The organism is Bradyrhizobium sp. AUGA SZCCT0177 (assembly GCF_018130125.1).
Lineage (GTDB): Bacteria > Pseudomonadota > Alphaproteobacteria > Rhizobiales > Xanthobacteraceae > Bradyrhizobium.
Map to the genome: position 1 here is coordinate 27,479 of NZ_JAFCMA010000015.1, position 21,548 is coordinate 49,026.

At 62.4% G+C, this 21,548-nt stretch carries 23 protein-coding genes and 1 tRNA gene; 12 read left to right on the forward strand and 12 right to left on the reverse strand.

The window, feature by feature from the left end; translation table 11 throughout:
• Positions 1–20: 20 nt before the first annotated feature.
• Both JQ597_RS18675 and JQ597_RS18680 read right to left on the reverse strand, forming a co-directional pair.
• Positions 21–299: a GlsB/YeaQ/YmgE family stress response membrane protein gene (locus tag JQ597_RS18675; RefSeq protein WP_192736510.1), complete on the reverse strand. Its 279-nt coding sequence runs from the start codon at positions 297–299 to the stop codon at positions 21–23.
• 60 nt (positions 300–359) lie between these two features.
• Positions 360–962 (reverse strand): YidB family protein, encoded by a 603-nt coding sequence (locus JQ597_RS18680; RefSeq protein WP_212265697.1) that lies wholly within the window; start codon positions 960–962, stop codon positions 360–362.
• A 149-nt stretch (positions 963–1,111) separates the two neighbouring features.
• Here JQ597_RS18680 and JQ597_RS18685 point away from each other — a divergent pair, with 149 nt between their 5' ends.
• Both JQ597_RS18685 and JQ597_RS18690 read left to right on the forward strand, forming a co-directional pair.
• A complete protein-coding gene (locus tag JQ597_RS18685; RefSeq protein ID WP_212265698.1) occupies positions 1,112–2,113 on the forward strand; it encodes a 2-dehydropantoate 2-reductase in 1,002 nt (333 codons plus the stop codon).
• 73 nt (positions 2,114–2,186) lie between these two features.
• Positions 2,187–2,399 (forward strand): protein-tyrosine phosphatase family protein, encoded by a 213-nt coding sequence (locus JQ597_RS18690; RefSeq protein ID WP_212265825.1) that lies wholly within the window; start codon positions 2,187–2,189, stop codon positions 2,397–2,399.
• A gap of 184 nt (positions 2,400–2,583) precedes the next feature.
• Here JQ597_RS18690 and JQ597_RS18695 read toward each other — a convergent pair whose 3' ends face one another.
• The gene (locus tag JQ597_RS18695) at positions 2,584–3,180 is read right to left on the reverse strand and encodes a hypothetical protein (RefSeq protein WP_502754523.1); all 597 of its coding nucleotides are present in this window, start codon (positions 3,178–3,180) and stop codon (positions 2,584–2,586) included.
• Positions 3,181–3,708: 528 nt separating this feature from the next.
• On the opposite strand from JQ597_RS18695, the gene JQ597_RS18700 reads away from it, so the two are divergent.
• The 6 genes from JQ597_RS18700 to JQ597_RS18725 all read left to right on the forward strand — a co-directional run bounded on the left by JQ597_RS18700 (position 3,709) and on the right by JQ597_RS18725 (position 8,336).
• Positions 3,709–4,347 carry an RraA family protein gene (locus JQ597_RS18700; protein WP_212265700.1) on the forward strand — a complete coding sequence of 213 codons (639 nt, stop codon included), beginning with the start codon at positions 3,709–3,711 and terminating at the stop codon, positions 4,345–4,347.
• A gap of 46 nt (positions 4,348–4,393) precedes the next feature.
• Positions 4,394–4,765, forward strand: coding sequence for a cupin domain-containing protein (locus JQ597_RS18705; protein ID WP_212265701.1), 372 nt, complete (start codon positions 4,394–4,396; stop codon positions 4,763–4,765).
• Between the two features lie 46 nt (positions 4,766–4,811).
• Positions 4,812–5,780 (forward strand): tripartite tricarboxylate transporter substrate-binding protein, encoded by a 969-nt coding sequence (locus JQ597_RS18710; RefSeq protein WP_212265702.1) that lies wholly within the window; start codon positions 4,812–4,814, stop codon positions 5,778–5,780.
• 220 nt (positions 5,781–6,000) lie between these two features.
• Positions 6,001–6,270: a hypothetical protein gene (locus JQ597_RS18715; protein WP_212265703.1), complete on the forward strand. Its 270-nt coding sequence runs from the start codon at positions 6,001–6,003 to the stop codon at positions 6,268–6,270.
• A 203-nt stretch (positions 6,271–6,473) separates the two neighbouring features.
• Positions 6,474–8,042 carry a peroxidase family protein gene (locus tag JQ597_RS18720; protein WP_212265704.1) on the forward strand — a complete coding sequence of 523 codons (1,569 nt, stop codon included), beginning with the start codon at positions 6,474–6,476 and terminating at the stop codon, positions 8,040–8,042.
• Between the two features lie 217 nt (positions 8,043–8,259).
• Positions 8,260–8,336 (forward strand) — tRNA-Arg (locus JQ597_RS18725).
• 39 nt (positions 8,337–8,375) lie between these two features.
• Here the strand turns inward: JQ597_RS18725 and JQ597_RS18730 are convergent.
• The 5 genes from JQ597_RS18730 to JQ597_RS18750 form a co-directional block, all read right to left on the reverse strand.
• Positions 8,376–9,983, reverse strand: a complete 1,608-nt coding sequence (locus JQ597_RS18730; RefSeq protein ID WP_212265705.1) for an MFS transporter — start codon at positions 9,981–9,983, stop codon at positions 8,376–8,378.
• On the reverse strand, positions 9,980–11,152 hold the full coding sequence (locus tag JQ597_RS18735) for an HlyD family secretion protein (protein WP_212265706.1): 1,173 nt from the start codon (positions 11,150–11,152) through the stop codon (positions 9,980–9,982). Before JQ597_RS18735 ends, JQ597_RS18730 begins: the two co-directional genes overlap by 4 nt.
• A gap of 12 nt (positions 11,153–11,164) precedes the next feature.
• On the reverse strand, positions 11,165–11,899 hold the full coding sequence (locus JQ597_RS18740) for a pirin family protein (protein ID WP_212265707.1): 735 nt from the start codon (positions 11,897–11,899) through the stop codon (positions 11,165–11,167).
• A gap of 133 nt (positions 11,900–12,032) precedes the next feature.
• Positions 12,033–12,497, reverse strand: coding sequence for a cupin domain-containing protein (locus JQ597_RS18745; RefSeq protein ID WP_212265708.1), 465 nt, complete (start codon positions 12,495–12,497; stop codon positions 12,033–12,035).
• Between the two features lie 72 nt (positions 12,498–12,569).
• Positions 12,570–13,100, reverse strand: a complete 531-nt coding sequence (locus tag JQ597_RS18750) for an isochorismatase family protein (RefSeq protein WP_249148003.1) — start codon at positions 13,098–13,100, stop codon at positions 12,570–12,572.
• Between the two features lie 172 nt (positions 13,101–13,272).
• Between JQ597_RS18750 and JQ597_RS18755 the strand changes: the two genes are divergently transcribed.
• Positions 13,273–14,178 (forward strand): LysR family transcriptional regulator, encoded by a 906-nt coding sequence (locus JQ597_RS18755; protein WP_212265709.1) that lies wholly within the window; start codon positions 13,273–13,275, stop codon positions 14,176–14,178.
• A 67-nt stretch (positions 14,179–14,245) separates the two neighbouring features.
• On the opposite strand, the gene JQ597_RS18760 is transcribed toward JQ597_RS18755, so the two are convergent.
• The 3 genes from JQ597_RS18760 to JQ597_RS18770 form a co-directional block, all read right to left on the reverse strand.
• Positions 14,246–15,151, reverse strand: a complete 906-nt coding sequence (locus JQ597_RS18760; RefSeq protein ID WP_212265710.1) for an amino acid ABC transporter substrate-binding protein — start codon at positions 15,149–15,151, stop codon at positions 14,246–14,248.
• A 1,115-nt stretch (positions 15,152–16,266) separates the two neighbouring features.
• On the reverse strand, positions 16,267–16,512 hold the full coding sequence (locus tag JQ597_RS18765; protein ID WP_212265711.1) for a hypothetical protein: 246 nt from the start codon (positions 16,510–16,512) through the stop codon (positions 16,267–16,269).
• Positions 16,513–16,670: 158 nt separating this feature from the next.
• Complete coding sequence (locus JQ597_RS18770; protein WP_212265818.1) at positions 16,671–17,030, reverse strand: phasin family protein; 360 nt, start codon at positions 17,028–17,030, stop codon at positions 16,671–16,673.
• 129 nt (positions 17,031–17,159) lie between these two features.
• Between JQ597_RS18770 and JQ597_RS18775 the strand changes: the two genes are divergently transcribed.
• Together JQ597_RS18775 and JQ597_RS18780 are read left to right on the forward strand one after the other, a co-directional pair.
• Complete coding sequence (locus JQ597_RS18775; protein WP_212265826.1) at positions 17,160–17,528, forward strand: hypothetical protein; 369 nt, start codon at positions 17,160–17,162, stop codon at positions 17,526–17,528.
• 200 nt (positions 17,529–17,728) lie between these two features.
• Positions 17,729–19,807, forward strand: coding sequence for a methyl-accepting chemotaxis protein (locus JQ597_RS18780; protein ID WP_212265712.1), 2,079 nt, complete (start codon positions 17,729–17,731; stop codon positions 19,805–19,807).
• A gap of 13 nt (positions 19,808–19,820) precedes the next feature.
• Here the strand turns inward: JQ597_RS18780 and JQ597_RS18785 are convergent, their stop codons facing one another.
• Entirely contained in the window at positions 19,821–20,345 is a 525-nt protein-coding gene (locus JQ597_RS18785; RefSeq protein WP_249148005.1) for a YybH family protein, read from the reverse strand.
• A gap of 187 nt (positions 20,346–20,532) precedes the next feature.
• On the opposite strand from JQ597_RS18785, the gene JQ597_RS18790 reads away from it, so the two are divergent.
• Positions 20,533–21,504 carry a LysR family transcriptional regulator gene (locus tag JQ597_RS18790; RefSeq protein WP_212265713.1) on the forward strand — a complete coding sequence of 324 codons (972 nt, stop codon included), beginning with the start codon at positions 20,533–20,535 and terminating at the stop codon, positions 21,502–21,504.
• Positions 21,505–21,548 lie beyond the last annotated feature (44 nt).

Below are 21,548 nucleotides of genomic sequence, written 5' to 3' on the forward strand. Positions count from 1 at the left end.
TCGCCGGGACGACGGGATAGTTACCGATTACCCGGATCCGAAATCACGCGGCTGGCCACCAGCCGGTTCCAGATGAACAGCACGATCAGCGCGCCGATGGTGGCGGTGACGAAGCCGGCGCCCTGACTGGCACTGTAATAGCCCATCGCCTGGCCGATGAAGGTTGCGAGAAACGCGCCGGCGATGCCGAGCACCGTGGTCAGGATGAAGCCGCTCGGATTGTTGGGGCCGGGCGAAAGCAGGCGCGCGATAATTCCGGCGACAAAGCCGACGACGATGACCCAGATAATGCCACCCATGGTGATGGTCCTTTGCAATGTTCTATGAGGGAGAATGCGGCGCGCGAGCGCGCCGCGGTATCAAAGCCGGCCTGAGATTTCGTTCTCGTCCGGCAGCCTTCCGTCCGGCGTCAGGTGATTGATCACGTCGGGCAGATACTGGCTGAGACCCTGCAGCAGATCATCGCGCGACATACCGGTCTGCGAGGACAGCGATTCGATCTGGTCGGCGCCGAGCGCACTGGCGAGATCGCCCGGTGCGATCTCCTTGTTGGGGCCGTTGCTGACCCATGAACTCGCCGCGTCGCCCTGGCCCTTCTCCTGAAACTGCTTGAGCAGGTCGCCGAGACCGCCACTGAGGATGCTGCCGGCGGCGCCGCCAGCGAGCAAGCCGCCGAGGCCGCCCTTCATCAGATCGCTGAGGCCGCCTCCGCCCAAAGCACCACCTAAGCCGCCGGGCAGGCCCGCAGTCACGTTACCGGGCAGTTTCGGCGGGGCAGAAGGCGCCGAGGGCGCTGCACCGGGCTGACTGCCGCCGAAATGTTTCATGGCTTTCCAGGCCAGCAGAGCCAGGATCGCCATGGTCATCGGCGACATGCCCTCCTTGCTGTCCGATTGCGCGTTCGGGTTGCCGGGGCCGCGCGGGCCGTTCTGCATGCCGTTGAGTATGTCGAGTAAACCCATGGTAGTCTCCTGCAGCGTGTCAGCCCCCGGGCGAAACATAACGGTGGCCCATGACGGTTACAAGGCGCGCCCGGATAAGCGTTTGCGCCTTCGATAGGCACCGGGCGCCGGTTCTGCTATCGAACGGCCGGCAATAGAGGCAATTGAAGATGAACGCAGGCCGAACGATTGGCGTGGCGGGCGCGGGCAGCATCGGCTGCTTCGTCGGCGGCATGCTGGCGGCCGGCGGCCGCCGTGTCGCCTTGCTGGCACGCCCGCGCGTGATCGCCGAGATCGAGGCCAAAGGCCTGCGGCCGACGAGCTTTGAAGGCTTCGATCAAACGCTTGATGCCAGGAAGCTCACGCTGTCGGATAATCCCGCAATCCTTGGGGATGCCGGCGTGGTGCTGGTGTCAGTCAAAAGCGCCGATACCGCTGACATGGCGGATATCATCGCACGGCACGCTCCATCAGATGTCATTGTCGTCAGCCTGCAGAACGGCGTCGGCAATGTTGCGGTGCTGCGCAATCGCTTGCCCGGCCGGCGCGTGCTCGGCGGCATGGTGCCGTTCAATGTGATCACGGCAGGCGAGGGGCGGTTTCATCGCGCGACGTCGGGCGACATCGTGATCGAACAGGACGCCGCCGGTACCGCCGAAAAGCTTTCAGTGCCCGGATTGAACATGCGTCCGACCGGCAACATCGACGGCGTGCAATGGGGCAAGCTGCTGCTCAATCTGAACAACGCACTCAATGCGCTGGCCGATCTGCCGCTGCGCCGCCAACTCGCGCAACGGCCTTGGCGGCGATTGTTTGCCGACCAGGTGACGGAAGGATTGGCGGCGATGCGCGCAGAGGGCATCAGGCCGGTTTCGCCGACGCCGCTGCCGGCGGGCTGGATGCCGCATTTATTGCGTTTGCCGGATATGATCTTCGAAGCCGTGCTGGGGCGGACGATGAAGATCGATCCCGAAGCGCGCTCCTCGATGTGGGAGGATCTGCAACGCGGCCGCCGCACCGAGATCGACTATTTTCAGGGCGTCATCACCGAGATCGCCGAGCGGCGCGGGCTGGATGTGCCGCTGTCGCGCCGGGTCGTCGAACTGATCCGCAAAGCCGAGGCCGCCGGCCAGGGCTCGCCGGGGCTGACACCGGACCAGATCCGCAGCTGAAGCGGTCGGTTGCCTTGAAATGGCGCCGATGCTGCGCGAGTTTTGCTTGGGAGCGTTCACTGGGAGAAGCGGCATGAAACCGACACGCGCAGCACCTCTGGCGATCGCCGCCTTTCTCGGCTGGGTATCCGTGCTTCCCGCTTATGCCGTGCCGCCCGTTGCGACGCCGTCGCCGGGCTATGAGGCACGGCTGCAGGAGCAGCGGGCCGCCTCGACGCGGCTCCATAGACCGGTCGCGCCAGTGACAAAGCCTCCGCGCCGGACCAAGCGCGTGCCTGCGAACTGATCCTGTTGATGCTGACGGTATCTACGGCGCGATGGTGAAGACGGATTGACGTTGTCGTCCCGGCGAAGGCCGGGACCCATACGCCGCGGCCACGATTGTGGGAAGGGGAAGACAACAACCAGCGTGCAAAACGATGACCGCTGGTGGTTATGGGTCCCGGCCTTCGCCGGGACGACGGAAGAAATCAGCTTCGCTTCGGCTTGGTCGGCGGCGGGTTGAACAGCTTCTTCAAATCGTCGATGCTTTGCGACAGCCGCGGCCATTCGCAGGAGAAGGAATTTTTTGCGCAGTTGGAAGCCTTGATGCGCGCGGCCTGCTTGACCGGGCTTGCCACCGGCACCGGGATTTTTTCGACCTCGGTTCGCAGCGCCACCTGCTGCACGTCGCGTTGCGGTTCCGGTTGCTGCTGCTGTTGTTTGGCCGTGAAGGCCGCCGCGATGCTGCTGCGGCGCTGGCTTTCCAGATAGGCGGTATATTGCTGGTCGATCTTCTTCTGCTCTTCCGGCGTCGGGTTGGGCCCCGCGATGTCGAAGGTTCGGTCCTGCATGAAGTCGTAATAGGTGTAGCCGCCGCCAGGCTTGCGGCGGCCGGCGAACTTCGCGTTGCATTCGGCAAGCGCTGACGTCTTGTCTTCCTTGGTCTTCGCCTTCTCGGCGGCGTCAGCGCAAGATTCGAAGTCGACCGGCGTGCCGCGCCACCACTGCGCATGCGCATGCACCGGGCTCAGCACGACGAGGCCGGCGACGGCTGCGATAGCGAGCAGCGATGATGGTAACGCAATCACGGACGAAGTTTCCTCAACGTGAGTTCCAAAGTTGATTTGCGGTCATGGATTAAACCGATTGTCGCCATTTTGAGAGGCCTTGTCACCCCCGGAACCCGGCGATTCTCCAGCGCTGATTTCTTGCCTGTGAATGATGGAACCCACCGGCGGTTCATTGGAATTTATTCTGGAAATTCAACGCGAAAGGGGTTTGGACCCAATTGGGCGGAAGCCGGTCGGAGGCGGCTGCGCCGCAGTCAGCCTGTTGACGCATTGTGGCAGGACTTTGCCATTTATTCCCTGTGCGGGTCCGGTGCGGTTTCGCCGAACAGCGTGCACAACGAAGGGGCGCGAGCTCACATCTGATGAAAATCCGTTCGACCGGCTGCCGATTTCCCGGCGAGCTCACGCGATCCCGATTCCAATACAGCCCAATGGAATAGAATTTTGGCATATCAATCTGTGCAAAAAGGTATTTGATTGCCCGGGTTTGGCGCTATCAAAGATGTCCGCGAACAAGAAGAAGCATCAGGGGAAACCAACTGCATGAGCGTCACCATTGCCATGGATAGCGTGCCAAAGCCGGCGTCTGAGTTGATCGAGGCATTCAGGAGCGCGTCGACATCGATCATCAGCGACAACCTTGCCCGGCTGTCGGGCGCCGTGGGGCTGCGGCCGTTCCATCGCAGCGGCAGGCTGGTGGGCGTTGCCTTTACCGTCCGCACCCGGCCGGGCGACAATCTGGCCATTCACAAGGCGCTTGAGCTGGTTGGACCCGGCGACGTGATCGTGGTCGATGGCGGCGGCGACGAGAGCAGGGCGCTGGTCGGCGAGATCATGAAGAACATTGCCGAGTATCGTGGCGCTGCCGGCTATGTGATCGACGGCGCGATCCGCGACGTCGCCGCGTTTGCCGCGTCCGACTTTCCATGCTTTGCCCGCTCGGTCATTCACCGCGGCCCCTACAAGAGCGGCCCCGGCGAAATCAACGTGCCGGTCTCGATCGGCGGCTCGGTGATATCGCCGGGCGATATCGTGGTGGGGGACGAGGACGGCGTGGTGTCCTTTCCGGCCGCGATCGCACCCTCGTTGCTCGAGGCGGTGCGCGCCCAGACCAGGCGAGAAGAGGAAACGTTGGTGGCGATCCGCGAAGGCCGCTATCAGGGCTCCTACGGCAAATCATGATCGAGACGCAACGGACATTGGGACAACTGACGTTGAGGAAGCGACGATGAGTCAGAGGGACGAGTTTCACAATCTGGACAACCCGGATGACGGCCTGTTTCGCGATCTCGCGCCGGGTCTCACCACGCGCATTTTCGCCGGCGAGCAGGCCATGCTGTCGGTGGTGACGCTGGCGCCGCATTCGCAAGGCACCCTGCATCATCACCCCGAGGAGCAATGGGGCGTGCTGCTCGAAGGTTCGGCCGTGCGGGTGCAGGGCGATGAGGAAATCACGGTGAAGCAGGGCGATTTCTGGCGCACGCCGGGAAACGTGCCGCACACCATGCGCGCCGGACCGGAGGGCGCCCGCGTGCTCGATATCTTCAGTCCGCCGCGGCCGGAATACAAAAAGCCGGGATCGGGCTTCGGTAATCAATAGACCTGCGAAACAAAAAACAAACGCAGCAACAATCGGGGGGATAGAAATGAAGAAGATCACGCGACGGTCGATGCTGGCGGCGTCGGCCGCATTCACTTTCGCGCCGTCGCTGGCCTTGGGGCAAGCGGCGAAGAACATGACGCTGGTGGTGCCATTCCCGCCGGGAGGCTCCACTGACGCGCTGGCGCGGCTGCTGCAGTCTCATTTGCAAACCAAGCTCGGCCGTATCGTACTGGTGGAGAACAAGTCGGGCGCCGCCGGTTCGCTCGGCGCGGCGGCGGTCGCGAAAAGCCCGCCGGATGGTTCGTCGTTTCTGGTGACCTTCGATTCTCACGCGGTGATCCCTGCCATCCTCGAAAAGCCGCAGGTCGACGTCGAGCAGGACCTGATGCCGGTGTTTCTCGTCGGCACCGCGCCCTATGTGATCGCGGCGAACGCCGGCCGGCCGTTCAAGACGTTTGCCGATATCGTTGCCGCGTCGAAAAAAGAGCCCGGCTCGATCAAATACGCATCCGTCGGCATCGGCACGCTCGGTCATCTCGCGATGACGATGCTGGCGAAGCAGGCCGGCGTGGAAATCACGCATGTGCCGTATCGCGGCGGCGGTCCGGCCATGAACGACGTGCTCGGCGGACACGTCGACCTGATCGCGGGATCGGCGGCGCTGATCATGGCGCAGCTGGGGACCAATACGCTACGTCCCATCCTGCAGCTGGGGCGCGAGCGGATGCCATCGCTGCCGGACACGCAGACGGGGATCGAAGCAGGCTATCCCGATTCCGAGACGCTGGCCTGGTGGGGCATTTTTGCGCCCAAGGGTACGCCGCCTGATGTAATCGACGGCCTCGCAAAGCCGGTCCGCGAAATTCTGAGCGACCCCGCGGTCGCGGCGCAGCTGCGCGAGACGCAGCAAATGACGCTGCTGCTGGCCGACGCCAAGGATTTCGGCACGTTCTTCGCCAAGCAGGTCAGCGCATGGGGCAAGGTCGTGCGCGAGAACAACATCAAGGCGTAGGGACCGGTTCTCATCCTCCTGATTTTTCGGGACGCAGTCCGGCGGCCGCCCGGCAGGTCGGCTGCGGCGCCTGCCGCAACGTGCCCGTATGATTCCGGACCTATCCCAAAGACGCATAGGAAAAACGGCCGACTCGTGGCGAAGTTCCGGGAACCGCGCCCAACCTTTATGACTTCCGCGCGTTGTCAGACTACGAAAAGTCACCGTTTCGGAGATCGTTGTGAACAGCACACTCACGTTGAAGCCCCGTCCCAGCAATACGGCCCTGATCGCCTGGCGGTTCACCGGGCAGCCGCTCTACGAATGGCCGAGCTGGGTGCAGTCGAGCTGCTCGCTTCAACGCAGCGACGACGGACAGCTCGAGCTTCGACACGAGCGGCGGAGCGGCGCGCAGATCGTCTATCTCGGTGAGTGGCTGGTCCACGATCTCGACGGCGGCATCTGCTTCTACACCGACGCCGAAATCCGCAAAGAGTTCGAGATCGCCTGAGCGCTATTGACCCTGAGCGCTATTGCCGCAGTCAAGTTCGCGGCGAAGTGTGAACCACGCAACAATCTGCCGCAATCTATAGGTTTATAGCTGTTGTCATTCACCCAGAGGGGCAATGCTGAAATTTCGAATCGTATTTTAAGGAACTGAGACGACTCAACTGGCGCCCCTCTCCTCATGGTATTTCTTGATTGGAGAAAGCGATGGCAACAGAAGTGAATGTCCAGCCCGGCCATGGCAAAGCTGGCCGTCATCCGACCCGACAATTTCTCGATACGCTTTCCGGGCACGACGATCCCGGCATGTTCGGTCGGATGTTTCCGAACCTCGATCCGCTGGCGGTCGATGACACGCCGCTGCAGGAACTCGCCGACGCGATGAAAGACCCGAACCCCGGCGATCCCGCCGGGAACAATACCAAGGTGCCGGCCGGCTTCACCTATCTCGGGCAGTTCGTCGACCACGACATCACGCTGGATCTGACGTCGTTCGGTGAAAAGGAAGCCGATCCCAACGCGGTCGAGAATTTCCGTACGCCCGCGCTCGATCTGGACAACGTCTATGGCCTCGGTCCGGATGGCAGCCGGCATCTTTACGCGCGCAATCCTGGCGATCCCGATGGCAAGGGTCCTGGTCCGAAACTGTTGATAGGCAAGACCATCAGCGTGCCGGCCGGCAATGTAACCATCACCCCTCGCAATGATCTGCCGCGCAGTCCCGAAGGCTTCGCGCTGATCGGCGATCATCGCAACGACGAAAACCTCGTGGTCGCGCAGACGCATCTGGCGATGCTGAAATTCCACAACAAGGTGTGCGATCAGCTGGCTGCGGCGGGCACGCCCGCCGACGAGATATTCGTGCAGGCCCGCCAGATCGTGACCTGGCACTATCAGTGGATGGTGCTGCACGATTTCGTCGAGCGCATCACCGAAAAGGGGATCGTTGCGAAAATCCTCGAACAGGGCCGCCGCTTCTATCGCTTCAAGAAGACGCCCTACATGCCCGTCGAGTTTTCCGGGGCCGCGTACCGGCTCGGCCACAGCATGGTGCGCGAGGTCTATAGCCACAATCGCATCTTCACGCCCGGTCCCGGCGGACTAATCCCGGCCTCGCTCGACCTGCTGTTCAAGTTCACCGGTTTGTCCGGCGGCATTGTCGGCGATCTCGCGCCGAATCCTGTCGTGCCTCCGCTGCCGATTCCATTGCTTTCCAGCAACTGGATCATCGACTGGCGGCGCTACTTTGAAGTGCTGGCCACCAATCCGGCTGACGTCAGGCTCAATCCCTCGCGCAAGCTCGATCCGTTCGTGGTGCCGCAATTGCATACGCTCCCGGGCGGCGGCCCCGCCGCCACCCGCAGCCTGCCGTTCCGCAATTTGAAGCGCGGCGTGCTGCTCGGATTGCCGTCGGGACAGGATGTCGCCAAGGCGATGCGGATCAAAAACCCGCTGACTTCGGCCGAGATCGCCAAGGGCACCGACGGCGCGGTGGCGAAGAAGCATGGCCTGCACGAGCACACCCCGCTCTGGTACTACATCCTCAAAGAGGCCGAGCAACGCGGCGGCGGCGAAAAACTCGGCCCGGTGGGCGCCACGATTATTTCGGAAGTGTTCGTCGGCCTCGTGCATGGCGACCGCCAGTCGTATCTCTGGCTCAAGGGCAAGAACTGGAAGCCGACGCTGCCCTCCAAGACACCGGGCGATTTCACCATGGCCGACTTGCTGCGGTTCGTCGGCGATGTCAGCCCGATCGACGGGATTTCGACGGTGTAGAGCGTTTTCCAGCGAAGTGTCCGGTTCGCGCGTCAAGAAAACGCGTCAAAACAAGAATCTGGAGCCCCGTTTCGACTCCCTCGGAACGGTGCTCCAGGTGGCAGAATCACCAGAAATCCTGCGGTTGCGCGTTCCAGATCACGGCGCAATCGCAGGCTGGCGATCAGGCTTCCGCTCTGGTATGGAATCGCGAAGCCTGCCTGTTCGGTGGGTTCGCGGTCCCGTAGCTCAGCCGGATAGAGCGACGGTTTCCTAAACCGTAGGTCGCATGTTCGAGTCATGCCGGGATCGCCAGTTTCAGAATCCAACAACCCAGATAAAGACGGGCATATCTCACCGTACGCGCTCCGGTGCATGCCGCGTTTGGGGTGTGAACGGGCCTTCCGGCGGTGACGTCATCAATGCGACCAGCATAAGCCCCAGAAGCGCAGCCCAGAACGTCAGCCAGAACCCGTCGATGTAGGCGAGAACATTGGCTTCGCGCCGGACCAAAGCAGCCAAGGTGCTGAGCCCCCGAGCTGTTGCAATATCCGATCCATGGCTGAGGAACGGCGCGGTGATCCGAGAGAGGGCCTGCGTTACACCGGCGTCACCGGCGACGACGTGTTGACCGAGCAGGTTTGAGTACGTCTGTTCGCGGACACGCAGCCAGGTCGTGATCAGCGCAACGCCGATTTCCGCGCCGCCGAGGCGCAAGACCTGGATATAGGCCGAGAACGCCGTCGCGCGAGCCGGATCGGCATTGGCGAAGGCATACACCATGATCGCAAGGAACGTCAGGCCGTAACCGGCAGACTGAAAAAGTGCGACGGGCACGAAGGCCGCGGGATCCCAGTCGCTGGTCAGCTTTGTGCCGAGCAAGCCTGCGGCTGCAAATGCCGAGAGACCGAGGACCAGCACGAACCGGGCGTCGATCCGTCGCAGCAGGACGACGGCAATCGGAACCAGCAGCACGAGCGGCAGTGCGACGTAATTCAGCAGCAGCGGGCCGATTTGTTCGGACCTCAACTGCCGAACGGTCGTGAGGAAGTTGGGTATCAGCGCGACGTTGGACAGGCTGGTCACGATGAAGCAAAGAGCAGCGAGCAGCATCAGTCCGATGTTGCGCGAAAAGATCACGCTCGCTTGGGCCCAAGGCTCCGGCACGACGGCCTCGTTCACCAGGAATGCCGCGATCAGCGCCGCGCCGCCGCACAGAAGGGCGAGGACCGTGCCGGAGGAGAGCCAGCCGAGCCGATTTCCCTGATCGAGTCCTGCGAACAGCAAAGTAAGTCCTGCGCCGAACAGCAGCATGCCGCCCCAGTCCGCCCGGCGCAGCAGATCGTAATTGATCGGCTCGGAACGGGCGCCCAGACAGGCGCACAGGGCCATCAGGGGAGCGAGCAGCGCGTCGCCCCAATAGACCCATTGCCAGCCGAGGGCCTGAACATACACGTCAACCAGCGAGATCCCGGCATTTGCCGTGAATGCCAGGCGAAACGCATAGAGCGCCATGGCTGGCAGCCACCATCGGGGTGGCAGGCTGCGCAGTATCACCATCATGGTGGCCGGCACGAAGACGCCGAGACACAGCCCGTGAACGATGTGCAGCGCAAGCAGCACATCGTACGAGCGCACGAAGGGGATGGCGAGCGAGACGATGGTGTAGAGCAGCGTCGGGGCAACGAACAGCCGTCGGATGCCGACCGTGGATGCGAGCCAGGCGACGGCCGGCGCGATCATGATCTGTGACGCGGTTCCGGCCGTGCTGAGCCAGGCGCCCTCGTCGAAGCTCAGGCTCAGCGCGCCTTTGATGTCGGCGAGCCCGATCGCGAAGAAGCGGCTGTGAAAGCTGACGATGAACGGGCCCAACAGGACGGCGGCCACCGCGAAGAGTGGGCGGTACTGCGAAGCAGGCTTGTCGGCGGGGCCGGTATCGGCTGTCTCCGCGGAATCGCTCACGGTTGTGCCCGCTGATTTCGGGGCGCTTCGGTATGGATACGCGTCGTGACCGACATGCCCGAGCGCAGGCGTTCAAGCAGCTTCTGGTCCGGCGCAAAGCCGATCCGCACCGGAATCCGCTGGACCACTTTGGTGAAATTGCCCGTCGCATTGTCGGGAGGCAGCAGCGCGAACTGCGAGCCGCTCGCGGGAGAGAGGCGCTCGACATACCCGCGCAGCAACTCGCCGGGGAACGTATCGACGGCGATGTCGACGGCCTGTCCCTCGGTCACCCGCGTCAATTGGGTTTCCTTGTAATTGGCGATCACATGGAGTTTGGGGAGCGCCGTAACCGCGATCAGCAGGCTGCCGACGTTCACATAGTCGCCCTGCTGCACCTGGCGTTCGCCGACGACGCCATCGAATGGCGCGGTGATCCTTGTATAGCCGAGGCGCAGCTGCGCTGCCGCGAGAGCGGCCTCGGCGGCCTGCAGGTCAGACGCGCGTTGCGCCTTTGTGCCGGTCAGCACGTCGAGCTGTCGTCGCTGCGCGTCCACGGCAGCTTCGCTCGCCCGCAGGTCATTCTGGGCCTTGACGTGCTCGGCTATGACCGTTTCGATTTTTTGCTGCGTGCTGAAGCCTGACTGTGCGAGCTTCTCTTGCCGCTCGCGTTCCTGGCGTGCCTGAATTTCGTACGCCACCGCAGATGCCTGTTGCGATTCGGCCTGGGAAATCGTGGCGCGCTGCAGCGCGATCTGGTTATTGAGGTTGTCATGCGCCGTTCTGGCTGCGGCAACGGCGGCCTCGGCCTGTGCGACCTGGACGGCATAATCAGCGGGATCGATTTCCGCCAGCAGGTCGCCCGCCTTGACACGCTGGAAGTCTCTGACCGCGACCGTGCGCACCATGCCTGCGACCCTGCTCGCGAGGCGCGTCATCTCCGTTCGAACGTATGCGTTGTCGGTTTCCTGAACCGCAGCCTGGCCGGTCCACCGGTCCCATCGCGTGATCGCGATGGTGACAAAGCCCAGAACCATCGCAAGCGCGAACAGCGGGATGCCAAATCGTCCGAGCGCGCCCCACGAGGTGGGCGCCTTTGTCTGTTCCGCTTTCGGATGCGACGTGTGCTCGGATGGCGGCGGCTGCACCTCGGCGGACTGTGCGGGAAGCTGGGGCAGGGGCGTAGACATTTTTTGCGCCGATCATCCGCCGCTGATGGTGCCGGCTCGCGTGGCGGGCGCATGGCGATCCACGAGAAAGGCAACCAGGGTGGAGGGACGAATGGCCTTGATGGCCGGAAGCGGGGTCTCGTCGTCGGCGAGTGCATCTCCCTTCAAAAGATGTGCGGTGCCGGCATTGATCTCTCCGTCGAAGACATACAGCAGCTGATCCATGCCATCGGCCCGGGGGATCTCGATCTCGCGGCCGGCCGGCAGGTGCGCGTCATAGACCGTGACCTGCTGGCGGACCTTGAGCGGCGCGTCGCTTGCCTCCGGCGCGGCGATGAGATGCCAGCTGCCGTCGGCAAGAGTGTCGTCGCGGTCGTGGAACTGAACTTCGCCGGGCAGATCCGCCTCGCGGGGGCGGATGAAGATCGGAAGCATTTCGATGGGGTCTGAAGGCGCGGATTCCTCATGCCAGAAGCTCCGGCCCGCGTTCATCATCATCAGCCTGTCCGGCGATAGCGCCACGCGGTTGCCCGACGAGTCCTCATGCACCATGGTGCCGCGCCTCATGTAGCTCAGGATCTCGTCGTTGACGTGCTCGTGGAAGCGCACCACGGTGCCGACGCCAAGATTGGCGTGATCGAGGACCGCGAGCGGCCCGAAGGCCGGATCGGCGTTCGATCCGAGGACAAGGCCAGGCCGCACGCGCCGGATCTTGAACGATCCGTGCTCGAAGCCGCGGCTGCGCTCTGCGCGTAGAATTTTCAACATTCGGCAACTCCATGCTGAGACTCGTGGACAGGGGTCCCGGCGTTGTTTGAGCCGGGATCATGTCGAATGAGCCGTCCTGATTTCGTGCGACCTCAACGGTGGTTACGACTGGATGGCCGGGCGCCGGTGGTGGTCAGTCGAGGGGCGGGCCGACGAATTCGACGCTGTATTTCGCAGCGATCTCGTTCACCCGGTCCATTCCGTCCTTCGATGACAGCCCTTCTTTCTCGACCTCGCGGAAGAAGCCTTCGCCTTTTCCCGGGGACAGCATGACGAGCACGCGGGAAGTGCCGGGGCCGATGCCCTTGAAGGCGTGGCACGCGCCGGGCGGGATCAACGCGGTCGTCCCCGCCTCAGCCACGGCTTCCGTCCCGTCGCAGTGAAACTTCACCGACCCGGACAGCACCGTGAACATCTCGTGCTCGACATGGTGGATGTGCAAAGGAGGGCCTGCCCCTTCTTCGACTTCCTCCTCGAACACGCAGAACGCGCCGCCGGTATCTTCGGGTGTGATGCGAAAATAGCGTTTGAATCCGAAAGCGCTGTTGGCCTCACCTGCGGCGGGCGCATGGACGATCGGCGTCTGTTTTTGGGTCATGTTCCGTTCAGCCTTCTTGATCTGTGGTGGGATCGAGACGCGCGTTCTTTGACAAACACGTCTCGTCACCGGTTACGACTGGATCGGCGGAAGCACCTCGGTGAACAGCAACTGGATCAGCTGTTGACCGTGGGGCGTGCCCCAGTTCTGGGCCAGTTCCGCGAGCATGGTGTTGGTGGCGGTCAGGACGACGCCGGCGTCCTGCATGCGGCGGCGCGACATGTCCTCGGACAATTCGAACGGCGATCCCGAAGCGTCCATCACGGCCTGCACGTTGTAGCCTTCGGTCACCGCATCGATGGCGGGGAAGACGAGGCAGACGTCGGTGGTCACGCCGGCCATGATCAGGTTCTTCCGCCCCGTTGCTTCCACAGCCGCCTTGAAGTTGGCGTCGGTCCAGGCGTTGACGACGCCTTCGCGCTTGACGCGCTTCTCGAAGGCGTCCGGCAGAATGTCCTTCAGTTCCGGCAGCAGCGGCCCCTGCAAACGATCCTCCTGGCTGGAGGTCAGCACGGTCGGGATGCCAAGGATTTTGGCGGCCTTGGCCAGCACGAGCGACATGCGCTTGGCCCGCGCGACGTCGATATTCTTGATGAGCTGCATGGTGCCGACCTGGTGGTCGATCAGCAGAAGCGCCGAGTTCTTCGGGTGAATGTCGTGGTCATAACCAGTCTCCGGTGCCCGTTGCGAGCCTTATTGCTCGCATGGAGGCTACATTTGGAACGAATTGCTGAGGAGACTTGATGTTTGCTACCTTATGTTCCAAAAATGAAACATGAAAACCTTCGGTGATTTTGACGGCCTCGCGCTGTTCATCCGCATCGTGCAAGCTGGCGGCTTCGCCTCAGCTGAACGCGCGACGGGCATCCCGAAGGCCACGCTCTCGCGCCGGCTGTCGGCGCTGGAAGAGACCCTGAATGTCAGGCTTGCGCGCCGGACCAAGAAGGGCGTGATACTCACCGAACAGGGGCAGCAGCTGTTCGAGCGCGGCCGGTCTGCCTTCATGCTGGCTGAGCAGGCTGTCGCCGAGGTTCAGGACGAGCGCGTCGCGCTGTCGGGCACCGTTCGCTTGTCGCTTCCCCCTGATATGGCGACCGCGGTTCTTGGCCCCGCACTGATCGGCTTCAAGACCAGATATCCCGACGTTACCATCGAGATGACGCTCACGGATCGCAGGGTCTCGCTGATCGAGGAAGGCTACGATCTCGTGGTTCGCATGGGGCCGGTGGCAGACTCCGAATTGATGTTCCGTAGAATCGCCGATTTGCCGCGCGCCTTGGTCGCAAGCCCCGCCTTCCTCGCTGCACATCCCGATCTCTGCACGCCACAAGATCTGGAAATGCTGCCGGCGCTCGCGATCCGCCGCGATCTCATCGAATGGGATCTGAAAGATGCTCAGGGGATGCGCGCCATCATACGTCCCGCGATCGGCTTTGCCGCAAACCGCCAGACCATTCTCGTCGACGCTGCCCGCGCCGGTCTCGGCATCGCCAATCTGCCGAAATTCCTGATCGAGGATGCCATGGCAACCGGCGCACTCGTTCCCGTCCTGCCGGATTGGGAGCCGTCACCCGTAGAGATGACTGCGCTGTGGCAGAAGGACAGGATCAGCGGACGTCTGATCAAGGCCATCGTCAGCGCATTTGAGGAAGCGCTACGCGCCAAACCGATCGAGGTCTAGAGTGTGGCGCTGTGCGTAGGCGGACCTTCACGGGACCGCAATCCACGGCGCTTCTTCCCGGCCGCCGTCAACGCTCGTAGCTTGCCGGGTCCGCGCTGTCAGACGGATTTGCGAATGCGTTGCGCAAAACCACCGGCATCGGATTGCGAAAATTGAGGCCGCTCGGCGGCACCGGTGATTCGAACCACTTCTTGTAGATCACCTCGATCTCGGGGCTGCGGTACAGGTTAGCGGTCGCGCGATCCGCTACGGTCTTGAACGGTGCATCATCCTTGCGCAGCATGATCCCGTAGGGTTCGGCCTTCGAAAATGCCTCTTCGCTGATGATGTAGGCCGACGGGTCTTTCGATCGCGCGATCGCGACGGCGAGTTGCACGTCATCGAGGACGTAGGCGGCGGCGCGGCCGGTCTCCAGCATCAGAAACGCCTCCGCCTGGTCCTTGGCGGCCAGTACCGCAACGCCGAGATTTCGTGTGGTACTGGCCTGGGTGAGCTGCACCATATTGGTCGAGCCTGAGATCGCGACGACAGGCTTGCCTTTCAGCGCGTCGATCGTGGTGATGTTGTCGGCCTTCCTCGCCGCAAAGCGTGTCGCCGACAGGAAATGCGAGTTTGTGAACGCCACCTGGCGCTGGCGCTCCGCATTGTTGGTGGTGGACGAGCAGACCAAATCAACCGTTCCATTCATCATCAGCGGAATGCGATTGGACGACGTTACCGGGCTTGTCTCGACCTTCAGGCTGGAAAGCTTGAGCTCCTGCTTCACCGCGTCCACGATTTTCATGCAGATATCGACGGCGTATCCAATCACCTTCTGGTCGCCGTCCAGATAGCTGAACGGCACCGAGGCTTCCTGGATGCCAAGCACGACCCGGTTGGTCTCCTTGATCTTCTGCAGCGTCCCGGTCAGCTCGCTCGCATTTGCTGAGACGGTCATCAGAATAGCTGCAACCATGATCGCTGGCAGTCGCATCGGGTTTACTCCATGGATATCGACAAGTCGGGAAGGACGTGATGCGGGGTGAAAACCGAGTGCATCAACCCATCGTGTACTTCTAGCCGACACCGCCCGATCGGGATACCGAAGCCTGCACATAGCAGCTATAGAGCTATTCTATCGTGGAGTTGCGGCCAGGAACGATACGGTGGTGGGCAAGGTCGCTGCTGCCGGGACCGTGCGCCGATCCGCTGCCGGGCTCGCGCCAACGGATAATCCGGCCAGGCCTCGCCACGCGGCCCAATTTGCTGGCGATGGTCGTTTCGACCCCGCGGGATCAGTATCTGATGACGGCTATGATGGCGGCGACAATGAATGCCGCGACAAGCGAAAGCGCGCGATCGAGTGTTTTCGATCGGGGCGTTGCGGGCGAGTCGGGCGGTTTCATGACGTTACGCCGGCGGTCGCAGTTCGCCAACGAGCCAGCCAACATCGCCGGACTTCATGGGATCTGACGCGATAACGATTTTTTCGACGTTGCCGCATCTGGAACAGTCGAACGTGCGAAGCTCAAACCCGGTGGGTCCAGGCGATATCTGCGCAAGGTTCATGCGCGTTTGACATGTTTGGCAGCGGAGGCGCTGTATGGCGAGCAGCGGAATTGCGGCTGGGTAAGCGGTCATTGCAATCCACCCTTTGAGTCAGGCGGGAGCGCAAAGCTCTCAGTCACCGGAAGATGCCGAGGCGGGCGGTGATGGAACCAGCATGCTCGCCTTGTATTGGGAGCGCTGGTCAATATCGCTCAGGTTCCGAAATAAATTAAACGCAAACCATGTTCCGTTTCGAAGCCGAGGCCATGGCCCCGACTTCGGTCATCGCAAACGCCGGCCAGGAAATTTGCCCGCATGATCAAAATTGAACAGACAGTTTAGATCCCACCGCCGAAGATGGATTTGGCGGCGGGTAGGCGCAATGAGGAAGAGATGGACACCGCCAACGCGCCATCTGCATAGCACTGAGACGGCCCCAAAGTGCAACCGGGCAAGACAGACTGCCGCCAGTGTCTTGTCAGGCCTACGAGGGAGTCCTGCATTCACCTGCAGGACTCCCTCTGGCCGCTTAAATCCCGCTCGTTTCCGTTGGTGGTGGCCCTAGGTGCCATGCTGCCGGTAATCGAAAGCGGTCAGGTCATGGATCGCACGCGCGCATATTTTGTCGGCGTCGCGCTCGCCACTCTCGGCGGCCTGCAAAACCTTTCGGGCGATGATCTCACGATCCACTTCGAGCTGACCGATGTTCTGAAGCGTTTGACATGCAAGGTCGTACGCCTGGTTCACGGCCAAGACCTCCTCTGGATCGAGCGAGCGATTCCGGGAACGTGGATTGGATATGGTCATGATGCTCCTCGTGACAGCTGCGAGCGCAGTCTCTCGCATGCTGGAAAAATGAACGAATTGAGGGGCATCGGAAAAGGTCCCGCGATGCACAGGCGACGTTGCTCTGACATCGCGGGGCAAGATCTTTCGATTTGCAGTGATCTAACGAATTACAAGAACTATCGGTTCGTCGAATTGGTCCCAACGCCGAAGCCGCCGAATGGCTTGTAGGACTGCTTGGCAAGATCGCCGTACAGCGCGCCAATCTTCTGCGACTCGGTTACGAATGTTTCGTAAGCCGTCTTCGCGTACTCGGTTTGAATTTCAATCGCCTTCTCGAACGACTTCACGCCCGAGAGCTTCTCGACGAACGACCTGGTGTCTTCAAACGATTTCTTGGTGTAGTCGCCGTACGCCGTGGCAAGCGCCTGAAAGCCGGCGGGGAAGGTAGTGGATGAAGCGGTCGCTACGTCGACCCGTTCTTTATCAGCTTCTTGCGTAGAGTTCTGATTCGAGTTGTTGCGGTTTACATTCGACATTTTTGATGTCCCTTCGTTTCCTTGACAGCGAACCAATGGCTCGCATCGGCAATGGTTGCCCCAAAGCAGCAGTTCCCGCTTGGTCATTGGGCGTTGCTTCTGTGTTCGTATGATGATTCCGGAACCCTCGTGCATGCGGGCCGCGTCGCACCAGGGCAATCGCCGCTCAATCCGGGGCAATCGCAGAACGCGGCAAAACGAACGGAAGCGACAAACGCGAATGCGCCCGCCTCGCCGTCACATCGTGGCGGCAACGCGAACTGCGGATTTTCTTTGATCGGAACGTCGCGGGCTTCGATCCGTTGTTACGACGTTCCCATGAAAGGAAACGACATGACGAACCAAAACCAACCCGGTCAGCAGAATCAAACGCCGGGTCAGAAGCCTGGTCAACAGCAGGGCGGCGGTCAGAATCCGGGCCAGCAGAGTCAGGCTCCCGGCAAGGGTGACAAAGATCCCAAGCTGGCGCCCGATCAAACCAGCGACACCGATACCTAACTGAGACTGAAACACTGAGACTGAAACGGCCCGCCTCGGCGGGCCGTTTTCGTTTGGCTGAGCCAAATGTCGTTGCGCAGTATTGCGCGCCCTCACGCTCGCGGCTCGGCGCACTCCCGTAATTATACCGTTCGTCCATTAAGCCCGCCTTAGCCCCTGTTTGCGTATTTTGGCGGTCTCCACGGCAACGGAAACAGAACATGCGAATCGGTCGGCTCTTTGCGGTATCAATGCTCTCGGTGACGGCCCTGTCGGTGATCCTTGGTGCAGGGGTTCTCGTTCCGCAATATCGTACCTTTGCAAGCAAGAATGAAGCGATCAAGGCCGTGGAGGCATTCGGCGCGGTTCTGGCTGTTGGTCAACAGGTCGCGGCCTATCGTGCGCCGTATCTCAGTCCGCTGTTCCAGGATGGGACCGCAACCCCGGCTCAGCTCGAAGCGATTGCAAAGGCCGTGCATCAGGCCGATGCCGCTTTCGCGAACGCCCGGACGGCGGTCGGCGCCCTCAGCGATGGCGCCACGATCGTTGCGGGCCTCAACCAGGCGGCGACCAAGCTTGCCGATATTCGCGCCGCGAACGATCGCGCGCTTGTCGTACCCATGGCTGCGCGTGATGCGGCGGTGGTCAAGGGCTTCCTGCCCGGCGTTGCCCAGGTCGTCGCGATTGTCGAACCGCTCTTGAACCGCCTTGAAAATCAGGTGGCCACCGCCGACGCGTCGCTGACGGCGCTGATGAGCATCGCTCGTACAGCCCAGGATATGCGGATCTCCGCCGGCGGCCGCGCCGCTTCGATGTCTCCTGCGATCAGCGCGCGCCGCCCAATGACAGTGGCCGAAATCTCTTCGTTCGACCGTGCCCAGGGCCGCGTGGACCTGAATCGCGAGCGAATCGAAGCCGGCGTGGATCAGATCGGCAGCCCGGCAAGGCTCGTCAAACCGCTGAAGGATGCGATCGATCTCTATTTCGGCAAGGCCGCGCCCTGGCTTGAGAAAGAGATGTCGGCCGCGCGCGGCGACGGCAACTATGGAATCAAATCCGATGTTGAACTCGCCGCCACGATTGTGCCGGCGGTGCAAAGCTTCTTTGCCGTGCGCGACGCGGCATTGGCTGAAGCCGCCGAACGCGCCGGCGCCGCGCGCGATGGGGCGCTGACGATGCTGGCGCTGGCAGGCCTTGCCGTTGTGGCACTGCTCGGCGTGCTCGCCGGCGTCACAATGATGCTGCGCCGCCGGGTGATTACGCCGCTCGCCAATCTGACCGACGTCGTCGGTGACCTCGCCGCCGGCCGCCATGATGTCACTATCCCGACGATCGAGCGCGCCGATGAGATCGGCGCGATGGCAGGTTCATTGCAGGTCTTCAAGGAAGCCCTGATCGCCAAGAAGGCCGCCGATGAGGCGGCGGCGGTGGAGGCCGATGCCAAGATCCAGCGTGGCCAGCGCGTCGACACGATTACCCGCGACTTCGAATCGATGATCGGCGAGATCGTCGAGATCGTCTCGACGGCCTCGAGCGAGCTCGAAGTATCGGCCGGCACGCTGACCTCGAACGCGGACCGTTCGGAGAAACTGGCCACCACGGTGGCGGCAGCCTCCGAAGAAGCCTCCACCAACGTGCAATCGGTCGCCTCCGCCACCGAAGAGATGGCATCGTCGGTCAACGAGATCAGCCGTCAGGTGCAGGATTCGGCGCGGATCGCCTCTGAAGCGGTGGAGCAGGCGCAGCGAACCAACGATCGCGTCGGCGAGCTGGCGAAAGCGGCGGCCCGGATCGGCGATGTGGTCGAGTTGATCAACACCATCGCCGGCCAAACCAATCTGCTGGCGCTGAACGCCACCATCGAGGCGGCGCGGGCGGGCGAGGCGGGACGCGGTTTTGCCGTCGTGGCCTCGGAAGTGAAGGCGCTGGCCGAGCAAACGGCCAAGGCGACCGGCGAGATCAGCCAGCAGATCAACGGCATCCAGGCCGCGACGCAGGAATCGGTCGGCGCCATCAAGGAAATCGGCGATACCATCGGGCGGATGTCCGAAATTGCGTCCGCGATCGCGGCTGCGGTCGAGCAGCAGGGCGCGGCGACGCAGGAAATTGCCCGCAACGTGCAGCAGGCCGCGCACGGCACCCAGCAGGTCTCCTCCAACATTGCCGATGTGCAGCAAGGCGCCAGCGAGACCGGATCGGCCTCGTCCCAGGTGCTCGCTGCGGCAAAATCGCTGTCCGGTGAAAGCAGCCGCCTCAAGCGCGAGGTCGGCCAGTTCCTGAGTTCGGTCCGGGCGGCCTGAAGACGCGACGGCCTCAGGACTTTTCGCCGAGCCGCGCGCCGCGGGCGATGGCCGCGGCCGTCTCCAGGCCGACGTGACGGACAAGTGGATCGGCATGGCGATGGACCAGCTGCCATTCCGAACCGTGCTTGCGATAGACCTGGGTGACGCGGAGTGACCAGTCCTGATCGGGCAGGCCGCCGACCTCGCCATGCTGGCGCTCGATCATCACGAGAACCACCAGATCGTGGGATGCGTAGCTCTGCACAAGCTCGAGTTTCGCATCGCCATTTCTGAAGTACTTGGCGAGCTGTGTCAGGCGTTCGGGGCTGGCATCAAAGCCGTGGCTGGCCGGTCCGCCGAACGGCTGCATCAGCGTGAAGTCATCGGCGATACGAACCATCCTGGACCATTCGTCCATCTCGCCGCGCATGAAGGCGACCGCTTGCGCTTCGGTGCGCTGGATCAGCTCAACGGGCGGGTGTCCCGCGCTGGCGGCTGAATTGGCCAGGCATTCCGACGGCCGGAAAGACAGCGATGCGCTCAGCGCGGCCGTCATCGCCGCGCGCCTCGACATGCCGGCGAGCGGGCAAGCAGAAGGTTTACCTTGGTCCAATGGCCGTCGTGTCCTGCGCAAGAATCCGAACATGTGAGCACTCCCTTTGATTTCGGCCGGATCCTGGACGTCCGGCGGGGTGCATTTGCCACTTCATCGCAGATGAATAAAATGATATGATTTCACCGATATGATGAACAAAACTGATCTATCCAGGGCCGACCTGAACCTGCTGGTGCTGTTCGAAATCCTGATGGAGGAGCGCCACGCCGGGCGATCCGCCGAGCGGCTGAACCTGTCGCCATCGGCGGTCAGCCATGGCCTTGGACGCCTGCGTAAACTGCTTGCTGATCCCTTGTTTCTCAGGACGCCCAAGGGCGTGGTGCCGACCGCGCGGGCCAGCGAACTCGCGGCGCCCGTTGCCGAAATCCTGACCCGCATCCGGGGCGTGGTGTCGAGCGGTGCGCCGTTCGATCCGGCGCGCTCGACGCGCCGCTTCGTCATCGGCGCGCCGGACGGAACGTCGGCGGTGTTCCTGCCGCCATTGCTCGAAGCGTTACGGAAGACCGCGCCGGGAATCGACATCGGCATCCGCCAGATTCTGCCGACGCAGGGCCAGCCCACGCCCGACCTCGCCTGGAAGGAAGCGCTGGCCGATCTCGAAGCGCGCGACATGGATATCGCCGTGATCCCGTTCGACGATGTCCCGGTGCGCTTCCACAAGCAAACGCTCTATGAGGAAGAGTTTGTCATCGCGGCGCGCGCGGGCCACCCGTTTCAGAAAGCACCGCGCTTGCGGAATTACTGCGAGATGCAGCATCTCGTCGTCTCGCATACCGGGGATGCCTATGGCTTTGTCGATGTCGAACTCGCCCGGCAAGGGTTGTCGCGCCGCGTCGCATTGACGGTGCCAAACTTCATCTTTGCCCTCGGCGTGCTGGCTGAAACCGATCTGGTCTCGGCGTTGCCGCGACGGTTCGTCGAGATGCACGGTCCGCGTTTTGGAATCGTCGCCACCAAGGCGCCGATCGCGCTGCCGCACTTCGCCATCAATGCGGTTCTCCCAAAGGTTGCAATGATGGATGCTGGCGTTGCCTGGCTTGTCACGGAGCTTGAGCAGATCAAGGCGCCCAGGACACGCAAGCCGAAGCACTCCATTTGAGCGATCGGGCGCGAAAACACGTCCTCATACCTGGCTGCCTGCGC